Annotated in this window: 8 protein-coding genes; 7 read left to right on the top strand and 1 reads right to left on the bottom strand. The window is 70.3% G+C overall.

Annotation, left to right across the window (positions count from 1 at the left end):
- Positions 1 to 33: 33 nt before the first annotated feature.
- Together A176_RS31495 and A176_RS31490 are read left to right on the top strand one after the other, a co-directional pair.
- Positions 34 to 3,216 (top strand): efflux RND transporter permease subunit, encoded by a 3,183-nt coding sequence (locus tag A176_RS31495; protein ID WP_002636147.1) that lies wholly within the window; start codon positions 34 to 36, stop codon positions 3,214 to 3,216.
- An 84-nt stretch (positions 3,217 to 3,300) separates the two neighbouring features.
- Positions 3,301 to 5,265 (top strand): 4-alpha-glucanotransferase, encoded by a 1,965-nt coding sequence (locus A176_RS31490; protein ID WP_002636146.1) that lies wholly within the window; start codon positions 3,301 to 3,303, stop codon positions 5,263 to 5,265.
- 13 nt (positions 5,266 to 5,278) lie between these two features.
- Here A176_RS31490 and A176_RS31485 read toward each other — a convergent pair whose 3' ends face one another.
- Complete coding sequence (locus tag A176_RS31485; RefSeq protein WP_002636145.1) at positions 5,279 to 6,004, bottom strand: AMIN-like domain-containing (lipo)protein; 726 nt, start codon at positions 6,002 to 6,004, stop codon at positions 5,279 to 5,281.
- Positions 6,005 to 6,196: 192 nt separating this feature from the next.
- Between A176_RS31485 and A176_RS31480 the strand changes: the two genes are divergently transcribed.
- From A176_RS31480 to A176_RS31455, 5 genes are all read left to right on the top strand, one after another.
- Entirely contained in the window at positions 6,197 to 7,501 is a 1,305-nt protein-coding gene (locus A176_RS31480; protein ID WP_002636144.1) for a pyridoxal phosphate-dependent aminotransferase, read from the top strand.
- 95 nt (positions 7,502 to 7,596) lie between these two features.
- A complete protein-coding gene (locus tag A176_RS31475) occupies positions 7,597 to 8,892 on the top strand; it encodes an NTP/NDP exchange transporter (protein WP_044890397.1) in 1,296 nt (431 codons plus the stop codon).
- 51 nt (positions 8,893 to 8,943) lie between these two features.
- A complete protein-coding gene (locus A176_RS31470; protein WP_002636142.1) occupies positions 8,944 to 10,119 on the top strand; it encodes an NAD-dependent epimerase/dehydratase family protein in 1,176 nt (391 codons plus the stop codon).
- 144 nt (positions 10,120 to 10,263) lie between these two features.
- Positions 10,264 to 11,748 (top strand): hypothetical protein, encoded by a 1,485-nt coding sequence (locus A176_RS31465; RefSeq protein WP_002636141.1) that lies wholly within the window; start codon positions 10,264 to 10,266, stop codon positions 11,746 to 11,748.
- Positions 11,749 to 12,766: 1,018 nt separating this feature from the next.
- Positions 12,767 to 17,602 carry a DNA topoisomerase 3 gene (locus A176_RS31455; protein WP_193409812.1) on the top strand — a complete coding sequence of 1,612 codons (4,836 nt, stop codon included), beginning with the start codon at positions 12,767 to 12,769 and terminating at the stop codon, positions 17,600 to 17,602.
- Positions 17,603 to 17,734: the final 132 nt, after the last annotated feature.

Raw genomic sequence — 17,734 nt, 5'->3', positions numbered from 1 at the left:
GTCCCACCACTGCTCCCAGCAGGAGTCACGTCCGTGTTCATTTCCGACTTCGCCATCAAGCGTCCCATCGTCACCATCACCGCGATGCTGGCGCTGGTGGTCTTCGGCCTGGTGTCCCTGGGGCTCCTGGAGACGGACGAGTTTCCTGACATCCAGCCTCCCGTCGTCAACGTCACCATCGTCTACCCAGGCGCGTCACCCGAGACGGTGGAGCGGGAAATCGTCGAGCCCATCGAGGACGCCATCTTCGCCATCAGCGGGGTGGACCCGAAGGAGACGACGTCCATCGCCACCGACGGCCTGGCGACCTTCACGGTGTTCTTCGACTTCGAGAAGGACATCCAGGAGGCGTCACAGGACATCCGGGACGCCATCTCCAGCAAGCGCGCGGACCTGCCGCAGGAGATGGAGGAGCCCATCCTCACGCGCTTCGACCCGGCGGACCAACCCATCCTGTCGCTGACGCTCACGTCGGAGGGACTGGATGTGGCGGCGCTGTCGCTGGTCGCGGACCCGACGGTGGTGGGTGAGCTGCGCTCGGTGCCCGGCGTGGCGCAGGCCGACGTCGTGGGCGACGTGGCGCGCGAGATGACGGTGCAGCTCAAGCCGGAGGCGCTCCAGGCCGCCGGGCTGTCCGTGGCGGAGGTGGTGGCGGCGCTCCAGGCGCAGAACCTGGCGGCGCCGGTGGGCCGCATCAACGCGCCGCTGTCGGAGGAGTCCATCCGCCTCAAGGGCCGGTTGGAGAAGGTGGAGGACTTCCGCGACATGGTGGTGGCGGCGCGCAACGGGCAGGCCATCCGCCTGGGGCAGGTGGCGGACGTCTTCGTGGGTTCCGAGGAGCCCCGCACGCTGGCGCTCTTCAACGGCAAGCAGGCCGTGGGCATCGAAGTGCTCAAGGCGCGCGGCTACAGCACCACCGAAGTGGCGGACGCGGTGCGCGAGCGGGTGCACGCGCTCCAGCAACAACTGCCCGCGGGCGTGAAGCTCGAAATCGTGCGCGACGCTGGTATCCGCGTGGAGAGCGCCGTGGACAACGTGCAGTCCGCGCTGATTGAAGGCGCGCTGCTCACGGTGCTGGTCGTTTTCGTCTTCCTCAACTCGTGGCGCTCCACCGTCATCACGGGCTTGGCGCTGCCGGTGAGTGTGCTGGCGTCCTTCATCAGCGTGTGGGCCTTCGGCTTCACGCTCAACACCATGTCGCTCCTGGGCCTGACGCTGGCCATCGGCATCCTCATCGACGACGCCATCGTCGTGCGCGAGAACATCGTCCGCCACGTGGAGATGGGGAAGGACCACTACACGGCGTCGCGTGAGGGCACGTCGGAGATTGGCCTCGCGGTGTCGGCCACCACGTTCTCCATCGTCGCCGTCTTCGTGCCGGTGGCCTTCATGTACGGCGTGGCGGGCCAGTGGTTCAAACCCTTCGCCCTCACCATTGCCTGCGCGGTGCTGGTGTCGCTGTTCGTGTCCTTCTCACTGGACCCGATGCTGAGCGCGTACTGGCCGGAGCCGCCCAAGAAGGAGCGGCCGAACATCATCACACGCGTGTTGAACCGCTTCAACGCGTGGTTCGACCGGCAGGCGGATCGCTACAAGCACGTCATCGCCTGGGCGTTGGACCACCGGCTGGCCATGGTGCTGGTGGCGGTGGGCTCGCTGGTGGGAGCGTTGGCGCTCCAGGCCACCGTGGGCGGCGCGGGCTTCGTTCCGGTGAGCGACCGCGCGGAGGTGGAGCTGCTGGTGGAGACGCCGCCGGGCTCCAGCCTGGAGTACACGCGGCGCAAGGTGGACGAGGTGACGCGCACCCTCAGCGCCCACTCCGAGGTGGAGTACACGTACGCCACCATCGGCGTGCCCCTGGCGCTCAGCGCGCCCGGCGTGGACCAGGCGCTGGTGTACGTGCGGCTGACGCCCAAGGCGGACCGCGACGTGAGTCAGGACGCGCTGGGCGTTCAGTTCCGCGAGGAGATGAAGCGCATCGGCGGCGCCACCGTCTCCGTCTTCACCTCGGGCTTCGGCGGCGCCTTCAAACAGCTCCAGTACGAGCTGCGCGGACCGGACCAGCGGGTGCTCACGCAGTTGGCGGAGCAGGTGCAGAAGGAAGTGGCGCAGGTGCCGGGCGCGGTGGACGTGGGCCTGTCCACGCGCGGGCAGAAGCCGGAGCTGGAGGTGGAGTTGAACCGCGGGCTCGCGGGGCAGCTCGGCGTGACGGTGGGGCAGGTGGCCCAGGTGTTGCGGCCGGCCTTCGCGGGCCTGGACGTCGGTGACTGGGTGGACCCCATTGGCGAGACGCGCGAGGTCATGGTCCGGCTGGCGCCGAGCGCCCGTGACAACCCCAACGACTTGGCGCAGCTCCCCATCTCCGTGGGCGCGGCGCCGGACGGCCAGCCCCGGTTGGTGCCCCTGGGCCAGGTGGCGGACATCCGCCGGACGCTGGGGCCCGCGCAGGTGACGCACCTGGACCGTCAGCGCGTCATCAACGTGCAGGCGAACGTGCAGGGGCGCTCGTTGTCGGAGGTGGGGTCGGACATCCAGAAGCGGCTGGACGGCGTGAAGCTGCCTCCGGGCTACACGCTGACGACGGGCGGTGAGTCCGCGGACCAGGCCGAGGTCTTCATGCGCGTGTTTCTCGCGCTCGGCATGGCGCTGATGCTGATGTACTTCATCCTGGTCCTCCAGTTCGGCTCCTTCCTGGACCCGCTGGCCATCCTCATCTCGCTGCCGCTGTCACTCATCGGCGTGGTGCTGGCGCTGCTGCTCACCGGCGACACGCTGAACCTGATGAGCCTCATCGGCATCATGCTGCTGATGGGCATCGTCGCGAAGAACGCCATCCTGCTCATCGACTTCGCCAAGTGGTCGCACGAGAAGGGCATGCCGCTGCGCGAGGCGCTCATCGAAGCGGGCCGCATCCGTCTGCGTCCCATCCTGATGACGACCTTCGCGCTGGTGGCGGGCATGGTGCCGGTGGCCATTGGCGCGGGCGAGGGCGGCGACTTCCGGGCTCCGCTGGGCCGCGCGGTGATTGGCGGCACGATTACGTCCACGCTGCTGACCTTGCTGGTGATTCCCACGGTGTACGAAATCCTGGTGGAGGGCCGGACGTGGGCCACCCGCAAGCTGCGCAAACTCTTCCGCATGCAGCCGCCCGAGTCGCGCTCGCACGGCGGGGGGCGCGGTGAGCCTCGGCCCGCGCCGCAGGCACGCCACGAGTGAGGGCTCGACAACGAAGTCGCTGAATCGGGACGACAGGACGGTTGGCGCATCGCGCCAGGGGCCATAGGGTCAGCCCCTTCCGCCATGTCCCGCGCCTTGCTGCCCGAAAATCATCATCGACTCGTCACCGAAGCCCTGGGCGCGCTCGACGTCCGCAACCTGGTGCTCAGCATCCACGACCCGAGTTTCCCCAGCCTTCCAGAAGAAGACACGGGCTGGGGCTCGCCATATTCGGAGGGCGCCGCCGACTTCCTGGCGTTCTCCCGAGCGCTGGGCTTCAACGGCATCCAGCTCGGCCCGCAGGGGCAGGTGACCGAGTACAACGCGTCGCCGTATGACGGCACGCTCTTCTCGCGCAACCTCCTCAACGTGGCGCTCGCGGCGCTGGAGTCCCCCGAGCCGTGGGGCGCGCTGTTGCCGCCGGGACGCGTGGCGGGACTGGCCGCCAGTCGGCCCGCGTCGCTCAGTCCCGGAGCGCGCTTCCGTCACGCCTTCCGCGAACAGACCACGCTGCTGAACGAAGCGTGGCAGACCTTTCGGCAGAAGCGCACGGAGCCGGACGCCTCCGCCGCCATCAAGTCGCTGGCCTCGCGCTTCGACACCTTCCGCCAGCAGCACCGGGCCTGGTTGGTGCGCGACGCGCTCTTCGACGTGTTGTGCGAGGAGAAGCGGGAGCCGGACTGGCGGCGCTGGGCGGATTCGTTGGATGGACGCCTGTGGAGTCCTCGCCCGGAAGAGGAAGCGGCGGCCGTGGCGCGCATGACGCAGTTGGAGCTGCGTTACGCGGACTCGCTGGAGCGCTACGCCTTCTGTCAGTTCCTCGTCCACGCGCAGCACCAGCGGCTCCGTGAGCGCGCGGGAGGCTGGCGGCTGAAGCTGTACGGTGATTTGCAGATTGGCCTGTCCCCGCGCGACGCGTGGGCGTGGCAGGGCCTCTTCCTGAGCACCTATCTCATGGGCGCGCCGCCCAGCCGGACGAACCCGGACGGTCAGCCCTGGAACTATCCGGTGATGGACCCGGGGCAGTACTTCGAGGCGGACGACGCGGGCGCGAACGCCGGCAGTCGCAATGGCCCCGTGCTGCGCTTCATGAACGCGCGCATGGACAAGATGCTGGGCGAGTACGACGGCCTGCGCCTGGACCACCCGCACGGCCTGGTGTGCCCGTGGGTGTACCGGGCGGACCTGCCGGACGCGCTCTGGTCCGTGCAGCATGGCGCGCGGCTCTTCTCCTCGCCGGACCTGCCCGACCACCCGGAGCTGGCGCACTTCGCGCTCGTCCACGCGGGGCAGGTGGACCGCGCGGTGTCGCGCTACGCGGACCGCTGGGTGAAGGACCTCACGCCCGAACAGGTGCGCCGCTACAGCGTCCTCTTCGACACCGTGGTGGAGGCGGCCCGGCGCAACGGGCGACAGGTGGGGGACTTGTTGGCCGAGGTGCTCAGCACGTTGCCGTATCCGCTGGAGCGCGTGCTGGCGCAGTACGGGCTGGGCCGCTTCCGGGTGACGCAGAAGGCGGACCTGGACAACCCGGCGGACGTGTACCGCAGTGAGAACGTGGGCCCGGATGACTGGGTGATGGTGGGCAACCACGACACGAAGTCGCTGTGGCGCCTGGTGGCGGACTGGCAATGGAAGGGCACGCTGCGCGCCCAGGCGGAGTACCTGGCGTGGCGCCTGTGTCCAGAGCCCGAGGACCGCGAGGCCTTCGCGCGCGAACTGTCCACGCGGCCGGGGCTGCTCGCGCAGGCGAAGGTGGCGGACCTGTTCGCCAGCCGCGCGCGCAACGTGATGATGTTCGTCACCGACCTGCTGGGAATGCCGGAGACGTACAACACGCCCGGCACGGTGGATGAGCGCAACTGGACCTTGCGCGTGCCGCCGGACTGGGCGCGGCAGTACCGCGAGCGGCTGCGGGGCGACGCCGCGGTGAACCTGCCCGCGGCGCTCGCCATGGCGCTGAGGGCGCAGGACCCGCGAGCGCGGAGCCGGCACGCCCGTCTGTTGGAGGCGTTGGACGCACTGGCCCGCGAGCTGCGAGCCGGGTGACGCCACCGCGCGTTCAGCGCTTCACATCCACGACGAGGCGCGTGGGGCCGCTCAGCTCCATGACGCGGTAGTCGGTGCGCGCCTTGGTGCCGAGCACCCACGTCACCTCGGCCTCGAAGTCACACGTGCGCACCAGCTCCAGCAGCGTGGGCAGCTTGGGCTTCATCTCGAGCGCGGAGACGGTGGCCCGGCCCTGGTCGTCATGGCCCCGCGCGGGTGTCAGGGTGACCTGGAGCGCGGCCTGTCCGGCCAGTGGCGTCTCGTCGCCCGAGCCGCACTGGATGACGGGCTTGTTCACGTACTCGAGCTGATAGCCGGGCACCCGGGCCCCGTCGAACTCGAACACCACACGGTCATAGTCCGCGTGGGTGCCGGTGCGCACCGAGCGCAGCGTCACCGCCTGGCCTGGGCCCCGCTTCAGCGTCACCGGCGCGGTGGTCCACTCGCGGTTCTTCGGGTCCTCGGGAGGGGCGTCCGAAGGGGGGACCTCCACGGGCGGCACGGCCTCGCCGGAGGGAATGGCGGCGACTTCCTCGTCGACGCCTGTCGCCGTGTGGACAGGCGGCTGGGCGGCGGCCTCGCCCTCGCGAGGGATGGTGCCCTCCGGGGCCCGGGTGGAGGGGATGCTCGGGGCCTGGGGCTGGGGCGCCGCCTGGGGCTCCTCCTTCTTCGAGCATCCCGCGAGCGCGAGACACCCAACCAACCCCAGCGACGTCAGCCTGCGTCCGGACAGCGTCATCGTGACTCTCCAGTCAGCCCACCTGCTTCGGGACTCGGGTCCTTCGTCTCGCACGGGCAGCGGCCAGAGGGCCAGTGCCTCGGTGTCAGGTCCTCACGAATGGATGACACATGGAGGTGGGGCCGCGACTATCGTCCGCGCAGCAGGCAGTCCGCGCGGCCCCTGACGCGCACGAACCGGAGAGCAACTCGCATGGCCCCCCTCGATTTGACCTCGCTTCCCCGTCCCTCGAAGGACGACGCCACCGTGGGCACCATGGCGCGCGGCATCGTCGGCAGTGAAATCCTCCGCATCGCCGCGGAGATTCGCGAACGGGTCGCCCAGGGCCAGAAGGTGTGCAACCTCACCGTGGGCGACTTCAACCCGCGCGAGTTCCCCATCCCCGACGGCCTGCGAGACCACATCACCGCGGCGCTCCAGGCCGGCGAGACGAACTACCCCCCGTCGGATGGCGTGCTCGACCTCCGCCAGGCCGTGCAGCGCTTCTACGAGCGCTCGCTGGGCCTGAAGTACCCGCTGGAGGGCATCGTCATCGCGGGTGGCGCGCGGCCCGTCATCTACGGCACCTTTCGCAGCGTGCTGGATGCGGGAGACACGGTCGTCTACCCGGTGCCCTCCTGGAACAACAACCACTACGCGCACATGATGGATGCGAAGAGCGCGGTGGTGGTGACGGACGCTGCGCGGGGCTTCATGCCCACCGTGGAGCAGCTCACGCCGCACCTGGGCAACGCGCGCCTGCTGTGCCTGTGCAGCCCGCTCAACCCCACCGGCACCATGATTGAGCCGGACGTGCTGGGCGCCATCTGCGAGCGCGTGGTCGCGGAGAACCGCGAGCGCGAGAAGCAGGGCCGCAAGCCGCTCATCCTCATGTACGACCAGATTTACTGGGTGCTGAGCTTCGGCGCGGCGAAGCACGTCACGCCGGTGGCGCTGGTGCCCGAGGTCGCGCCCTACACGGTGTTCGTGGACGGCATCTCCAAGGCCTTCGCCGCCACGGGCGTGCGCGTGGGGTGGGGCGTGGGGCCGCCGTCCATCATCTCCCGCATGCGCGACGTGCTGGGCCACGTGGGGGCCTGGGCGCCCAAGGCGGAGCAGGTGGCGGTGGCGCGGTACCTCGATGACACCGCGGCGACGGGGGCCTTCCTGAAGGTGATGCACGAGCGCGTGGAGGCGCGGCTGGAGGCCCTCCACCAGGGCTTCACGCGGATGCGCGAGGCGGGCCTGCCGGTGCAGCACATCGCGCCGCAGGGCGCCATCTACCTGTCGGTGCGCTTCGACCTGGTGGGCAAGGGCGGGCTTCGCACCAACAATGACATCCGCAAGCTGCTGCTGGAGAAGGCCAACCTGGGCGTGGTGCCCTTCCAGGCCTTCGGGCTCGACGCGGACACGGGCTGGTTCCGGCTGAGCGTGGGGGCCACCTCGGTGAAGGAAATCGAGGAAGCGCTGCCCCGGGTCGAGGCGACCCTCCGCGCGGTGCTCGCCGCCGGGACGTAGTCCGCGCGACATCTGCCCGCCGCGCTCGTTCCACGCGCAAGGTCCTGGGAATAGGTTGCCCGGGGCCTCGTTGGGCCGCTCACGTGAATTCCTCCATGCTCAGGCGATTCGTGGACGTTCGGGACGAGGAGGTCGGTGCCGTCCGCTGGTCGTTCCTGTACTTCTTCACGCTGATGTGCGGCTACGCCATCCTCCGGCCCATCCGCAACGAGATGGGCACGGCGGGCAGCGTGAAGGGGCTGGACTGGCTCTTCACCGCCACCTTCCTGGTGATGCTGGCGGCGGTGCCTGCCTTCTCCGCGTTGGTGTCGCGCTGGCCCCGGCGGGTGGTGATTCCCCGCGTCTACCGGTTCTTCCTGGTCAACCTGTTGGGCTTCTTCGTGCTGTTGAAGCTCGGGGTGGCGCGCGAGACGGTGGCGCGTGTCTTCTATGTCTGGCTGAGCGTCTACAACCTGTTCGTCGTCTCCATCTTCTGGAGCTTCATGGCGGACGTCTTCGCCAGCGGGCAGAGCAAGCGGCTCTTTGGTTTCATCGCGGCGGGAGGGACGACGGGGATGCTCGTGGGGCCCTTCCTGGTGGGCCGGCTCGCCGAGCCCGTGGGCCCGGTGAACCTCATCCTCATCTCCGTGGTGTTGCTGGAGGTGAGCGCGCAGTGCGTGCGCCGGCTGAGCGGCTGGGCCCAGGACGTCCAACAGCAGCCCGCGGCGGCGCAGGGGCCGGTGGGCGGCGGCGTGCTGGCGGGGCTGCGGCTCATCGTGACGTCGCCGTTCCTGCTCGCCATGGGGCTCCAGGTGTTGCTCTACGCGGCGACCTCCACGTTCCTCTACTTCCAGGAGGTGCGGCTCGTCGCCGAGCTGGGCACGGACGCGGCCAGCCGCACCGCCCTCTTCGGGAACATCGACTTCTACGTGCAGCTCGCGACGCTGGCGCTGCAGACGCTCGTCACCGGGCGCGTCATCTCCAAGCTGGGCCTGGGGGCGGCGCTGGCGGTGGCGCCGGTGCTGACGGGCCTGGGCTTCCTGGGGCTCGCGGCGATGCCGGTGCTGGGCGTGCTCATCCTCTTCAAGGCGGCGCGCGGCGCCAGTCACTACGCGCTGGAGCGGCCATCGCGGGAGGTGCTCTTCACCACCGTGGACCGCGAGGCGCGCTACAAGTCGAAGAGCTTCATCGACACGGTGGTGTACCGCGGCAGTGACACGGTGAGCGCGTGGCTCCAGGGCGGCCTCACGAAGCTGGGGCTGGGCACGACGGGGCTGTCCCTGGCGGCCGTGCCGCTGGCGGGCCTGTGGCTGGCCGTGTCGCTGTACCTCGCGCGGCACCAGCGGCGGCAGGCGGACGCCACGCCCGCCACGCTCGAGGCGTCCGTCTCCGAAGAAGCCGCGGTCCGTTAGCAACCCATGCCTTCCCTCGCAGTCCGTCCACACACGCAGGAGGAGTCCCGCATGACGCTGTCTCGCAGGAGAGTGATTCAGGGAGCGGCCGCGCTCGGCTCGCTCTGGGCCATGGGCTGTGCCACCACGGGCGCGTCTGGCGCCGGCGCCACGTCCACGCAGGGCCAGGGCGAGCAGGCCTCCGCGCCCGCCGCGCCGCTGCGCATCCTCATCCTGGGCGGCACCGCGTTCCTGGGGCCCGCGCTGGTGGAGTACGCGCGCTCGCGCGGCCACACGCTCACCCTCTTCAACCGCGGGAAGACGAACCCGGGCCTCTTCCCGGATGTGGAGAAGCTCGCGGGTGACCGCGACCCGAACAAGGGCGAGGGCCTGAAGGCGCTCCAGGGCCGCACGTGGGACGCGGTGGTGGACACCTCTGGCTATGTGCCCCGCATCGTCCGCGCCTCCGCCGAGCTGCTGGCGCCTCACGTCAAACACTACACCTTCGTGTCTTCCATCTCCGTCTACCAGGAGATGACGAAGCAGGGTCTCGACGAGACGGCGGCGGTCGCCACCGTGGACGACCCGACGACGGAAGAGGTGATGAAGCACTACGGCGCCCTCAAGGCGCTCTGTGAGCAGGCCGCCGAGGCCGCGATGCCGGGCCGCGTCCTCAACGTGCGCCCGGGCCTCATCGTCGGGCCCGCGGATTCGTCCGACCGCTTCTCCTACTGGCCGCTGCGCGTGGCCCAGGGCGGAGAGGTCCTGGCGCCTGGTGACGGCGCGGACCCGTTGCAGTTCATCGACGCGCGTGACCTGGCCGCGTGGATCATCCGCTCCGTGGAGCGCAGCGTGACGGGCATCTACAACGCCACCGGCCCCAGCCAGGCCCTGCTGATGCGCGACTTCCTGGAGGCGAGCAAGAAGGCGCTGGGAAGCGACGCGCGCTTCACGTGGGTGGACACCGCGTTCCTCACGCAGCACAAGGTGGAGTCCTGGTCGGACATGCCCGCATGGGTGCCGCGGGATGGTGAGATGGGCGGGCTCGGGAACCTGAGCATCGCCAAGGCGCTGGCCGCGGGGCTGACGTTCCGGCCGCTGGAGGAGACGCTCCGCGACACGGTGGCGTGGTTCAAGACGCTGCCACCGGAGCGGCAGGCGAAGCTGCGCGCGGGCCTCTCCGCGGAGCGGGAGCGGGAAGTGCTGGCCGCGTGGCACCAGTCGCGGGGCAACGCCACGGCGCGCTGAGCGGACGTCCGGGCACGCGCCCCGTGGGATGGATGGGGGCCGCGCGTGAATCCGTTTCACGCGCGGGCCCGCATTGATTCACGGTAGGCGGGTTTGGCAGGAAGGGGCGGGAACCGCTGTTGGCCGCCCGAGGGACGCACCCCGATGAAGCCCCACCTGCTGAAGACCGCCGCGTCACTCGCCACGCCCGCGCTCCTGGGCGCGCTGCTGGCCGCTTGCAGTGGCAAGGACGCCCGTCCAGACCCGTCCAGGGAGACGGGCTGCGGACCGCTCCGGCTGGAGCGCGATGTGAACCTGGAAGGCTTTCGCGCCGACCGCTACGAATGGCGAGACGCGCACTGCAAGCCGCGCTCGGCGTCCCTGGTCCGCAACGATGCCCCGGACCCCGCCGATTGGACGGGCGGCTACGTGCGCCGCTACACGTATGACGTGGCGGGCACGCCGCGCGTCTGTGACGGCTCGGACGAAGTGCCGGGCTGGGGCATCGTGGCGAGCCACCTGCGCGCCTCGGAGACGTGGGGCAACTGGACGGAGAAAATCCAAGGCACCGGGCGCACCGTCTTCGAGGGCCGCCACCACGCGCTGCATGAGTTCCGCTGGCCGCTCACGCTCGACGGCCACGTCGTCAATGTGACGGTGCACTACCTGTTCGCCACCGGCAGGAGCCACCCGCTCTACGCCATCACCCATGACGCGTCGCTCGCGCCGCCCGACGCCATCCACGCGGACGTGCGCTCTCCGTATGGAGACATGCGCTTCGACGGGGACGGCAACGCGGACATCACCGGTGTGGGGTGGGGAGACCGCTACCGCTTCACGACGTTGAGCGCGGAGGGCGTGCTGTCGCGCGCCAACGGCTGGGACTACCGCGAACCCAACGTGGTGCCCTACACGCGCATGTTCATCAACCCGGCGAACGCGGAGATGGGCGTGGTGCAGACCCAGACGTGGGAGCAGAAGCCCGCGGGCGGCTACTGGAACTACGTCCACTGGGGGCAGGTCGACGTGGACGGCCCGCTGCCCGTGGACTGGAACTGGACCTACCAGCTCAACCAATACCAACTGCTCGAGCAGGGCCCCACGCGCTCACACCGCATGGCCTGGGGGAGCAACTACGGCGCGCTGGGCTACCGCGAGTATCCGCGCTACGGCGACGACGGCATGCGCTCCGGTTACCCGTACCAGAGCTACTCCGTCTTCATGGTGCTGGGGACGAAGGACTCGGACCCGGTGTTCTCCCAGGTGCGCGAAGTGGAGACGTGGCAGCACGTGCGGTTCACCGCCTCCGAGGGCCGCGTCCTGACGCAGGGCCCTGGTGGGGTGGGGCGGGACGACCTGGTGGCCTTCGACGTCCCTGGCTACAACCCGGTGTACGCCACCTGGGAAGCCGAGGTCGCCGCGAACAACCGCGCCTCGCTGCACTTCGACGCCGGCACCCGGGGGCTGCGCAACCCCGTGCTGGTGCTGCGCGGCTACACCGCGGCCACGCCTCCGGCCCGTGTCATCCTGGACGGCAAGGCGCTCACTGCCGACGTGGACTACTTCGCCTCCGTGGATGACGCCGGGGACGCGCTGTGGCTCACGCTGGCCAGGATGGTGGACCGGACGGCGTCGCTTCACATCGAGTGAAGCTTGGCCACGCGGCCGTAGCCCGCAAAGCAACGAGGGATGCCCCGATGGACTCGGAGCATCCCCCGGATTTCGACCCATTTTCGGGTTCGCCCTCCCCCTCTGGCGAGCGTGACCCCGGGTCCCCCTTCCACGGACGGTGCCGCCCCCGCGGCGCCGTCTTCCATCCCGCCCCTAAGTGTCCGGAGGGCCTTGGACCCCTCCAGCGAAGCTGCCTTTGAAACGTTCCCCCTACCGCCTTTGGCCCCTTCAGGTGGACGTGGCCGGTGCCCCCAGCACCACCACGTGGGAGCGAGGATGCCGCTCCCTCACCTGTACTGCCGCGTCCCAGGGCACCGCGGGCCGTGACAGGGCCCGCAGCCGTGCTTGAGTCTGGGCGCGTCCGAACGTTTGCGGGCGCATGGATGCCACCCGGGTTACGTCCCTCAACCGCGTTTGGATTGCTTCCGTGACAACGGATTTCGTCAGGACCGCCAACTGCGCCCGCTTCGCCCCCGCGAAGGTGGCCAGCTCCGGAATGACGACGCCCTCCAACGTTCCCCCCGTGGCGTTGAGCCACTCCCCCCGGGAAAAGTGCCCCGGCTGCTGCGCCGTGGCCCTGCTCCCCTTGTCGCCGTGCGAAACTGCACCGTGCCTCGTGTTTCCCCCTGCTGCCCCCCGACCCGGTCCATGCGCGACGTGCGACATACGTCCTCCCCCCCGTTCGGTCCGCCGCAGTGACTGGCGACAAGGGCATACTGGCTCAGACCCAGGATGGAGTTTTCCGCCTCCGCGCCAATTGCTTGCGCGAGCGCGCCAGCCTTCGTGGCGCCTGCCGAGGGGTGTTGGCGGAGCGAATTTTCCGCGTCTTCTCAGAGACCTGGAAGGTGGCGGGTGGGACGTGGAGCGAGCAGGCGCGACGGGTAGGGCGCGGCCGGGCTCGGCGATGTCAGGCTGACGCGATAGGGGAGGAATTCACACCGCCGCTCCAGGTTCCCTCCCTGGTGGGTGGTGTGGCGGGCGGGAGGGGATTGGGCACATGAGGTGGGAAGAGATGGGCGAGACGCCCCGGGACGACAGGCGCGAAGGACGGGCGGGCGGAGCAAGCCGCTCCCCGGGCCGGTCCTCCCTGCTGGCCGTGCTGGCGGAGAAGCCCTCCGTGGCGCGTGACATCGCCCGCGTGCTCGGCGCGAACGAGCGCGGTGAGGGGTGGCTGCGCGGCAACGGCTATGTGGTGACGTGGGCCATTGGCCACCTGGTGGGACTGGCGCAGCCGCACGAGATTCGCGCGGATTGGAAGAAGTGGAGCCGCTCGCTCCTGCCCATGCTCCCGGGGGACTGGCCGCTCGTTGTCTCCAAGGAGACACGCAGTCAGTTCGACGTGGTGAAGCAGGTGCTCAACGCGCCGGAGGTGTCCGAGGTGGTGTGCGCCACGGACGCCGGGCGCGAGGGTGAGCTCATCTTCCGTTACATCTACGACGCGGCCGGGTGCCGCAAGCCGGTGCGGCGGCTGTGGGTGTCGTCGCTGACGGAGCGGGCCATCCAGGAGGGCTTCCGTCGGCTCGCGGACGGACGCGAGTATGACGCGCTGGCCTCCGCGGCGAAGGGACGCAGCCGGGCGGACTGGCTGGTGGGCATGAACCTGTCGCGCCTGTACACGCTGGCGCACGGGGGACATGGTGAGATGTTGAGCGTGGGCCGCGTGCAGACGCCCACGTTGGCCATGGTGGTGGAGCGCGAGCTGGCCATCCGCGACTTCGTGCCGCGCGACTATCTGGAGGTCGTGGCCACCTTCGCGCCTCGGGCGAAGGGCGTGCCGCCGGACGCGAGGTATCAGGGCACGTGGTTTCGTTCAGGGCCGGACGGCAAGCCGGTGGCGCCGCCTGGGTTCGAGGGCGTGCGCGAGGCCCGGCGGCTGGACGCGAATGGCGTGGAGGCGCAGGCCGTCATTGACCGGGTTCGCACCGGCCGGGCCGTCATCGAGTCGCTGGAGTCGGAGGAGAAGAAGCTGCCTCCGCCGTACCTCTACGATTTGACGGAGCTGCAACGGCACGCCAACCGGCTCTACGGGTTCAGCGCGCAGCGCACCTTGGAGGTGGCGCAGGCGCTCTATGAGAAGCACAAGCTGTTGAGCTACCCCCGCACCGCGAGCCGGCACCTGTCCCGCACGGTGGCGGACACGCTGCCGGAGGTGGTGAACGCCATTCGTGGGCCCTACGAGGAGGACCTGGCGGAGGGCACCGGCTCGCGGCCGTTGAGCAAGCGCTACGTGGATGACGCGAAGGTCACCGACCACCACGCCATCATCCCCACGCCCACGCCGCCGGGCGGGGTACGGCTGTCTCCGGACGAGCAGCGCGTCTACGACCTCGTGTGCCGGCGCCTGCTCCAGGCGTGGCACCCGGACCACGTGTGGCGCGTCACCACGGTCATCACCGCCGTGACGTCCGCGGGAGCGCCGCCGGTGGTGGACCGCTTCCAGAGCACTGGCACCCAGGTGGAGCGGGTGGGCTGGAAGGTGTTGGACATCGGCGGTGGTCAGAAGGCGCCGCGCCCGAAGGCGGAGGCGCGCAAGGGCGAGGACGGGGAGCGGGAGCCGGAGGACGAGCCGCAGTCGCTGCCCGTGGGCCTGGAGCGGGCGCAGCCGCAGACGGTGGAGGATGTGGAGGCGGTGAAGAAGCGCACGCGTCCGCCGCCGCGCCTCACGGACGCGACGCTGCTGACCGCGATGGAGTCCGCGGGCCGGTCGCTGGATGAGAAGGAACTCGCGGATGCCATGCGCGAGACGGGCCTGGGGACTCCGGCCACGCGCGCGTCCATCATCGAGGTGCTGCTGGACCGTGAGTACCTGCGCCGCAAGGGCAAGGTGTTCGAGGCCACGGAGAAAGGCATCCACCTCATCCAGGTGGTGCATCCGGACGTGAAGACGCCGGCGATGACGGGGCAATGGGAAGCGTGGCTCCAGCGCATCGAGCGCGGTGAAGGGCAGCTCGACGAGTTCATCCGGGGCATCGAGGCGTATGTCATCGAGGTGGTGGGCCACGGGGCCACCGCCCCGCCGAGGATGGCTTCGCCGCTTCGGAACGAGGTCCAGGGCGGAGGTGGGGAGCGGGACGGGGTGTTTGGAGGACCGCAGGCTTCGTCCCGGCTTCCGGTGGCTCAGGCCGACGCGGGCCGTGGGCGCGGCATGGGGGCGGTCGGGTCGCGCGGTGAGACCCAGGAGTTGTTTGGAGGTCTTGGCGCCAATGCGCGTGGCGCCGGTGGGGCGCGCACGTCCAGGGAGGTTGGCGCCGGTGGGGCCGCGCTGCGCTCGGAAGGGAGCGGCGCGTTTGACGCTGCTGGAATGCCGGGGAACGGTCGGCGTGGTGCGTTCGATGCTGCCGCCTCGGACGCCGCCGACATGCCGGGGCACGGCCCGAGGGGCGCGTTCGATGGCGCTCAGGAGCCGCTCTTTGGAATGCGGCGGACCAGGACGTCCGGCGGCGGAGGGGCCCGCTCGGCGTATCAGGAGGATGTGCCGTCGCCCTCGTTGGTGGCTTCGAGCGCCATCGCCACCTCGCGCCTGCCCGCGTCGGAGGGTGGTGGTTGGAGCGCGGGAGGCTCGCGTACGCCCGTGAACCGAGCGCGGGCCGCGGCAGCCGCCTCCTCTGGACAGCGGCCCGAGCGGAGGCCGCGCGCGCCGACTCCGCCCCACGCGCTGCGTTCATTGCTGAAGGACGCGTTCGGCTTCTCGGACTTCCGACCCTACCAGGAAGCCGTGTGCCGTGCGGCCACCGCCGGTGAGGACCTGCTGCTCGTGATGCCCACGGGCGCGGGCAAGTCGCTCTGCTACCAACTGCCGGGTCTGGCGCGCGCGGGCACCACGCTGGTGGTGAGCCCCCTCATCGCGCTGATGGAGGACCAGGTGGCGCGGCTCCAGTCGCTCGGGTTCGCGGCGGACCGCATCCACTCCGGACGAGACCGGGCCACGTCGCGGCAGGTGTGTGCGGACTACCTGGAGGACCGGCTCGACTTCCTGTTCATCGCGCCCGAGCGGCTCGGGGTCCCCGGCTTCGTGGAGTTCCTGGCCCGCCGCCCCCCCGCGCTCATCGCCGTGGACGAGGCGCACTGCATCTCCCAGTGGGGACACGACTTCCGGCCAGACTACCGGCTGTTGGGTTCGCGGTTGCCCCTGCTGCGTCCCGCGCCCGTGGTGGCGCTCACCGCCACCGCCACGCCGGACGTGCAGCGGGACATCGTCCAGCAGCTCGCCTTGCAGGGCGCGGATGGCCGGGCGCGCACGTTCATTCATGGCTTCCGCCGCACCAACATCGGCATCGAGGTGCGCGAGCTCAATCCCAGCGCACGCGGAGACGCCATCCAGGGTTTGCTCCAGGACGAGGAGAACCGGCCCGCCATCGTCTACGCGGCCACGCGCAAGCACGCCGAGCAGTTCGCGGACCTCCTCGCGGGAGACTTCACCGCCGCCGCGTACCACGCGGGTCTCCAGCCCTCCGAACGAGACCGGGTGCAGGCCGAGTTCCTCAAGGGCTCGCTGGACGTCATCGTGGCCACCACGGCGTTTGGCATGGGCATCGACAAACCGGACGTGCGCACCGTCATCCACGCGGCGCTCCCCGCCAGCCTGGAGGGCTACTATCAGGAGCTGGGCCGCGCGGGCCGCGACGGAAAGCCCTCGCGCGCGGTGCTGCTGCATTCGTACATCGACCGGCGCACCCACGAGTTCTTCCACAAGCGGGACTACCCGGAGGCGTACGTCCTGGAGCGGCTGTTCAAGTCCACCGCGCCGCAGCTCGAGCCCAAGGCCGTGCTCCAGGGGCGCGTGCGCGGTGACCCGGAAGTCTTCGACAAGGCGCTGGAGCAGCTCTGGATTCACGGCGGCGTCGTGATGACGCCCGACGAGACGGTGATGCGCGGGCGGCCCACCTGGTCCGCGTCGTACACCGCGCAGCGGGACCGCAAGCTGTTGCACCTGGAGCAGATGGGGCGCTACGCGGAGGCCCACGGCTGCCGCATGAAGCAGTTGGTGGGGCACTTTGGTGACACCCAGGATTCGGGTGAGCCCTGCGGCCTGTGTGACGTCTGCGCGCCGGAGTCCTGTGCCACGTTGCGCTTCGCCGAGCCCACCTCCGCGGAGCGGCACTGGCTGGAGCGCATCCTGGAGTCACTCCAGGAGCGGGATGGGCAGGCCACCGGCCGGCTCCACCGGGAGCTCTTCGGTGAGTCCCTGCCACGGCGCGACTTCGAACGGCTGGTGGGAGGACTGGTGCGGGCGGGCCTGACGCGCCTGGAGGTGGATTCGTTCGACAAGGATGGGCAGGTCATCTCGTTCCAGCGCCTCGCGCTGACGAACGAGGGCCGGCGCACGCGTGCCGTGGACCCGCAGCAGGTCTTCCTGCCCGTGCCCCTGGAGAAGGCCGCCAAGCGCAAGCGGCGCAAGGGCGAGACGGCCACGACGAAGCGCGCCTCGGCCAAGAAGGCCACCCGGGGGAAGCGGGTGGCGTCGGCCTCCCGCGATGACAGCCCGGCCTCGCACTGGCGCGCGAATGCGCCCTCGGGCGAGGACGACACGCCTCGGCCCTCGGCCCGTGGAGAGGGCACGAAGCGCACGCCGGCCGCTACACGAGGCCGCCGTGGCGCCGCCGCGGCCGAGCCCGCGCCGCAGATGGTGGAGTCCTTGAAAGCCTGGCGGCTGGCGGAGGCGCGCAAGCGGCGGGTGCCGGCCTTCCGCATCCTCACGGACAAGGTGCTGGTGGCGATTGCCTCGGCATGTCCGGGGAATGGCGCGGAGTTGATGGCCATTCACGGCGTCGGCCCCTCCCTCACGGAGCGCTACGGCGCGCAGATTCTTTCCCTCGTCGCGCGCAAGCGCTGAGCCTGCCTGCCGGTGCGGGGCCGCGCGCGTTCCCCAATGAGGGAAGGCGCGTGCCCTTTCGTGCGGCGGGGAGGCACGCGCAAGTGCGCCGCGCGGGGCGCGAGGATGCCCGGGTTCGCGCCCGCAGGGATG

It is taken from the genome of Myxococcus hansupus, assembly GCF_000280925.3.
GTDB classification, from domain to species: Bacteria; Myxococcota; Myxococcia; order Myxococcales; family Myxococcaceae; genus Myxococcus; species Myxococcus hansupus.
Note: the sequence above shows the minus strand (reverse complement) of the source record. Positions and strands in the feature narration are given on the sequence as shown.

Bases quoted from the DNA above. Each gene is read 5' to 3' on its own strand.
- A176_RS31490 (WP_002636146.1), top strand. From the start codon at position 3,301: ATGTCCCGCGCCTTGCTGCCCGAAAATCATCATCGACTCGTCACCGAA.
- A176_RS31485 (WP_002636145.1), bottom strand. From the start codon at position 6,004: ATGACGCTGTCCGGACGCAGGCTGACGTCGCTGGGGTTGGTTGGGTGT.
- A176_RS31480 (WP_002636144.1), top strand. From the start codon at position 6,197: ATGGCCCCCCTCGATTTGACCTCGCTTCCCCGTCCCTCGAAGGACGAC.
- A176_RS31475 (WP_044890397.1), top strand. From the start codon at position 7,597: ATGCTCAGGCGATTCGTGGACGTTCGGGACGAGGAGGTCGGTGCCGTC.
- A176_RS31470 (WP_002636142.1), top strand. From the start codon at position 8,944: ATGACGCTGTCTCGCAGGAGAGTGATTCAGGGAGCGGCCGCGCTCGGC.
- A176_RS31465 (WP_002636141.1), top strand. From the start codon at position 10,264: ATGAAGCCCCACCTGCTGAAGACCGCCGCGTCACTCGCCACGCCCGCG.
- A176_RS31455 (WP_193409812.1), top strand. From the start codon at position 12,767: ATGAGGTGGGAAGAGATGGGCGAGACGCCCCGGGACGACAGGCGCGAA.